This window comes from Streptomyces sp. SM1 (genome assembly GCF_002910825.1).
GTDB classification, from domain to species: Bacteria; Actinomycetota; Actinomycetes; order Streptomycetales; family Streptomycetaceae; genus Streptomyces; species Streptomyces okerensis.
Genome location: NZ_NEUB01000573.1, coordinates 1 through 5,107 on the forward strand (window position 1 = coordinate 1; position 5,107 = coordinate 5,107).

The window sequence follows — 5,107 nt, forward strand, 5'->3', positions numbered from 1 at the left end:
GCCGGCGGCGCGCCGTCGGCAGGGCGACGAGGGACCTCGAGCGGTCGACGGTGGAGAGCATCAGCAGGACCTTTCCGGAGCCGGACACGAGACCGTCTACCCAGCGCCGCGCCGGAGTTGATCTCCTTTTCCGATCATTGTGCAACCTCACACTGACAACGCGGGAAGGTTTTACCCCGTTCCCGTCCCGGCGTGTCGCGGTCCGGTGGCGAACCGCCCCCGTCCGGGCGAAGCGCTCCCGCGCTCCGGGCGGGGCGTTCCCGGGCACCGGGCACGCCGCTCCCGGGTCGCGCCCCCCGCTGCGGGCGGGGCGCCTGCGGGCCGTCATCCGCCCGGCCCCGGGTCCGCGTGGACCGGCGCGTCACCACCGGCACGCGCCGCTTCCAGCTGGGCCGCGAACGCGATCCCGAGGAAGAGGGCGACGGCGGTCAGGTTCGCCCAGAGCAGCAGGGCGACGAAGGCCGTCAGCGGCCCGTACAGCGCTCCGAACGCCCCGCTGCCCTCGACGTACAGCGCGAGCAGCCACGTCGCGGCGACCCACAGCAGCAGGTGGACGGCCGAACCGAAGGCCAGCCAGGTGTAACCCGGCTGGACGCGCCGGGGCGACCAGCGGAAGAGCACCGCGGAGGCGACCCAGGCCAGCAGCAGCCCCACCGGCACGTCCAGCGCACCCCACCACCCGGTGCCGCTCCCCTTTCCTCCCACCACCTCGGCCACCGCGTGGCTCACCGCGTCACCGGCGACCAGTACGACGAACCCGAGCACCATCGGCAGCCCGGCGGCGAGCGCGAGAAGGACGGCTCTGCCGTACTTGCGGGGGAAGGGGCGGTCGCGTTCGATGCCGTAGATGCGGTTGGCACCCCGCTCGATCTGGCCCATGGCGGAGGCGAGGTTGAGCACGGCGAAGCCCAGACCGAGCCACAGGGCCAGGGTGCTCCCGAGGTCGTCGTGGGCGGTGCGCCGGGTCCCTTCGAAGGCGTCCGCGACGATGTCGGCGCTGGCGCCCGGCACGATCCGGCCGAGGGCGAGCTCGATGACGCGGCCGACGCCCTCGGTGTGCACGGAGGTCGCCAGGCCCACCAGCGCCACGGTGAACGGAACCAGACCGAGGACCACCTGGAAGGCGAGCGCCCGTGCGTTCGTGAAGCCGTCCGCGTAGCGGAAGCGGGCGAACGAGTCGGTCAGCAGCCGCAGGCTCCCGTAGTGGCGGAGCGCGGTGAACGCCTCGTCGCCGGAGAGTTCGTCCCCGAGCATGTCCCGGGTCTGCGGAACGCGGACGACGGTTCCCATACGCGGACCCTCCTCACCTGAGTGGTTTACTCCCCCACTGATCGCCCCTTTCGGCGCCCGCACACCTCTTGTAGTGACTCACACGGTGTCCCTAGGATCACTGAACAGCGCGAGTGAAACGTTTCAAGCATCGTAGGTCGGCAACGAGCAAGGGACGCGACATGGCTGAAGGATGGAAGCGCAGGGTATTCCTGCAGGGCACCGCGGCCGCCGGAGCGGGCATCGGCGCGTTCACCGGCGCCGCACCGGCGACGGCCGCGCCGGCGCGCGGACCGGGGGCGAGCGGGCTGCGCATCGTGCGCACCACCGTGGAGTACGCCGGGACACTGCTCGGCACGGACGTCGAACGCCCCCGGCTCACCTGGGAGCCGGCGGCCCCGGGACACGGTGTGCGGCAGCGCGCGTACCGCGTCCAGGTGGTGCGCGACCGCGCCCGCTGGGACGGCCGGAAGGTCTGGGACTCCGGGAAGGTCGTCTCCGACCGGACGGTCGGAGTCGCCTACGACGGCCCCGCGCTGCTCCCCCGCACCCGCTACTTCTGGCGCGTGCGGGTGTGGGACGCCGACGGACGCGCGTCCCGCTGGAGCGAACCGAGCTGGTGGGAGACAACGTTGTCGGAAGGCGACTGGCGGGCGCGCTGGATCGGCGCCGACGCCCCGCCGCGGCCCCCGTCGTTCGAAGGCGCCTCGTGGATCTGGGCGCCGGGCGCCACCCCGTCCGACGCGCCCGAGGGCCCGCGGTGGTTCCGGGCGCGCCTCGCGCTGCCGGCCGGCGCGGACGTCCGGCGGGCGGTGCTGGTCGCCACCGCCGACGACGACTTCACCCTCTACGCCGGCGGGAGGCGCGCACTGCACGCACCCCAGCGGCAGGACGGCTGGCGCACCGGTCAGGTCGCCGACGTGACCGCCCTCGTCCGCGACACGTCCTCCCGGGAGGTCGTTCTCGCCGCCCTCGCCACCAACCGGGGCGGCGCCCGTGTCAATCCGGGCGGTCTGCTGGTGCGGCTGATCGTGGACACGGCCGAGGGGCAGCGCCGCGAACTGGTCACCGGTGACGACTGGCGCGTCTCCGAGACGGAACAACCGGGCTGGCAGCAGCCGGACTTCGACGACAGCGGGTGGGCCGGAGTCGCGGTTCTGGCGCCGTACGGACAGGGGCCGTGGGGCTCGGGCGTGTCGGTGGCGGAGCCGGAGCAGCCCGCACCACTGCTCCGCAGAGGCTTCACCGTGCGCAAGAAGATCTCCCGGGCACGCCTGTACCTCAGCGGACTCGCCTACTACGAGGCGCACCTCAACGGCCGCCGGGTCGGGCGGCAGGTCCTCGACCCCGGCTTCACCGACTACGACGAGACCGTGCTCTACGCGGTGCACGACGTGACCGGGCTGCTGGAGCGGGGGGAGAACGCGCTCGGTGTCACCCTCGGGCGCGGGTTCTACGGCATGACCACCCCGAACGTGTGGAACTGGCACCGCGCACCCTGGCACGGCGAGCCGCGGCTGCTCGCCCAGCTGGAGATCGACCACCCGGACGGCTCCCGCACCACCGTCGCCTCGGACGGCGAATGGCGGCTGACCGAGGGTCCCACCCGCTCCAACTCGTTGTACGCCGGGGAGAGTTACGATGCCCGGCTGGCTCCCGGGGGCTGGACCCTTCCGGGGTTCGACGACAGCGCGTGGCGCCCGGCCGGGGTGCAGGAGACGCCGGGAGGGAAACTGCGGGCCCAGCCGCACGACCCGATCGAGATCATCGAGACGGTGCGGCCCGAGGAGATCAGCGAACTGCGCCCCGGGGTGTACGTGGTGGACATGGGCCGCACCATGGCCGGCTGGACCCGGCTGACCGTCCGGGGCGCCGCCGAGGGCACCGTGGTGCGGCTGGTGCACGGGGAGCAGCGGACGGACGACGGCAGTGTGGAGGCCGGGACGGGGCATGTGCCGGGCCGCTTCCAGACGGACGAGTACGTCTGCGCGGGCCGCGCCGAGGAGGTCTGGGAGCCCTCGTTCTCCTACAAGGGCTTTCGCTATGTGCAGATCAGCGGGCTGCCGGCCCGGCCCTCCCCCGGCCAGGTGCTGGGCCGGGTGGTGCACACCCGGGTCGAGGAGGTGAGCGGCTTCGCGTGCTCCGAGCCGTTCTACGAGTGGCTGGACGGGGCGATGCGGCGGACCGTGCTGAACAACCTGCACGGCATTCCGACGGACACCCCGATGTACGAGAAGAACGGCTGGACCGGTGACGCGCAGGTCGGGGCGCCGGTGATGGCGTATGCCTTCGGGGTGCACCGGTTGCTGTCCAAGTGGCTCGGCGACCTGGCGGACAGCCAGACCGAAACGGGTAAGGTGCCGGTGATCGTGCCGAGCGGCGGGTGGGGGTACCGGGAGGCGGCGCCGTCCCCGGAGTGGACGACGGTGTACCCGTTCGTGGTGCGTGAGATGTACCGCGTGTACGGCGACGAGCGGGCGGCCCGGGAGCACTGGACGCCCTGGTGCGCTACCTGGACTGGGAACTGTCCCGGCTGGTGGACGGACTGGCGGTCACCGCGCTGGGCGACTACCTGCCGCCCGGCTACGGCGGCAATCCGCCCGAGGACACCCGGCTCACGGCGACGGCGTATCTGTACCGCGCCCTGTCGCACACCGCGGAGACGGGCGACCTGCTGGGCGAGGACGGGACCGCGGCCCGTTACCGGGAGGCCGCCGGGAAGCTCAGGGACGCCCTCAACGCGGCGTTCCTGGCCCCGGAGGGGCACTACCGCACGGCCAGGGACCCCGGCTACCGGCAGACGTCCAACGCGGTGCCGCTGGCCTTCGGGCTCGTACCGCCGGGCGCCCGTGCCTCCGTGCTCGACAGTCTGGTCAAGGACATCGAGGAGCGCGGGAACCACCTCGACACGGGCGCGCTGGGCACCAGCGTGCTGCTGCGGGTGCTGTGCGCCCACGGCCGCCCGGACGTGGCGCACGCCGTCGCGACGCAGCGGACGTATCCGGGCTGGGGGTACTGGCAGGAGAACGGCGCCGACACCATGTGGGAGATGTGGCCGTTGGAGTCCCGCTCCCGCGACCACTATTTCCAGGGCACGGTCGTGCAGTGGCTGTACGAGAACGTGGCCGGTCTGCGTCCCGGTGACGCCGGGTACCGCACCTTCGTGGTGCGGCCCGACGCCCGTACGGGGGTGAACTGGGCGCGCACCTCGATCCGCACCGTGCGGGGCCCGGCCGCGGTGTCCTGGTCGCGGATCGAGGGCCGGCTGCGGCTGACGGTGCGGGTGCCCGTCGGCTCGACCGCCGACGTCCATGTGCCGGCCGGCGGCCGCTCCGCGGCCGACGCTCCGCAGGGGGCGGAACTCCTGCGCACGGATCCGGATTTCGTGGTCTACCGGGTGCCGCACGGGACGTGGGAGTTCACCGGGCAGGCGTGAGCGCGGGCGCCGGGCGGTCACGGCGGGCGGTCACGGCGGCGGCGCGAACCGGGGGTCCGTGCCGCCGTTGCCGCGATCAGGTCCCACGGCGCTCACTTCTTCTTCTTGTTCTTGAGCGCCGAGGGCTTGTGGACCGCGGATCTGCCCGACTTGTCGCTGCGCACCTCGTACTGCGGTTCCTCCTCGGAGGCGTCGACCGTGCGACCGGCCGCCTCCGTGCGCCGGGTGATCTTCTTCTCGACCTTGCCCGTCGTCTCGCTGCCGTGGCTGCTCCAGGCGACCTCGTCGCCCTTGCTCAGCTCCTCGCCGCGGTCGCTGTCCTTGCCCATCCCTGGTGTCTCCTTCGGTGGTGATCGCTCGGTTCCACCCTGGAGGCGGCGCGGCCGGCGCGCATCCCGGGGA

The 5,107-nt window shown here is 73.0% G+C and carries 3 protein-coding genes and 1 pseudogene; 2 read left to right on the forward strand and 2 right to left on the reverse strand.

Features of this window, described 5'->3' with window-relative positions; all coding sequences use genetic code 11:
• Positions 1-324: 324 nt before the first annotated feature.
• Positions 325-1,290: a YihY/virulence factor BrkB family protein gene (locus B9S61_RS13880; RefSeq protein WP_103542532.1), complete on the reverse strand. Its 966-nt coding sequence runs from the start codon at positions 1,288-1,290 to the stop codon at positions 325-327.
• 161 nt (positions 1,291-1,451) lie between these two features.
• On the opposite strand from B9S61_RS13880, the pseudogene B9S61_RS13885 reads away from it, so the two are divergent.
• Both B9S61_RS13885 and B9S61_RS42280 read left to right on the forward strand, forming a co-directional pair.
• Positions 1,452-4,333: pseudogene (locus tag B9S61_RS13885) on the forward strand (family 78 glycoside hydrolase catalytic domain); the annotation flags it as partial.
• A gap of 99 nt (positions 4,334-4,432) precedes the next feature.
• Positions 4,433-4,705 carry an alpha-L-rhamnosidase C-terminal domain-containing protein gene (locus B9S61_RS42280; RefSeq protein WP_258039650.1) on the forward strand — a complete coding sequence of 91 codons (273 nt, stop codon included), beginning with the start codon at positions 4,433-4,435 and terminating at the stop codon, positions 4,703-4,705.
• A gap of 92 nt (positions 4,706-4,797) precedes the next feature.
• On the opposite strand, the gene B9S61_RS13890 is transcribed toward B9S61_RS42280, so the two are convergent.
• Entirely contained in the window at positions 4,798-5,034 is a 237-nt protein-coding gene (locus B9S61_RS13890) for a DUF2945 domain-containing protein (protein WP_103542533.1), read from the reverse strand.
• Positions 5,035-5,107 lie beyond the last annotated feature (73 nt).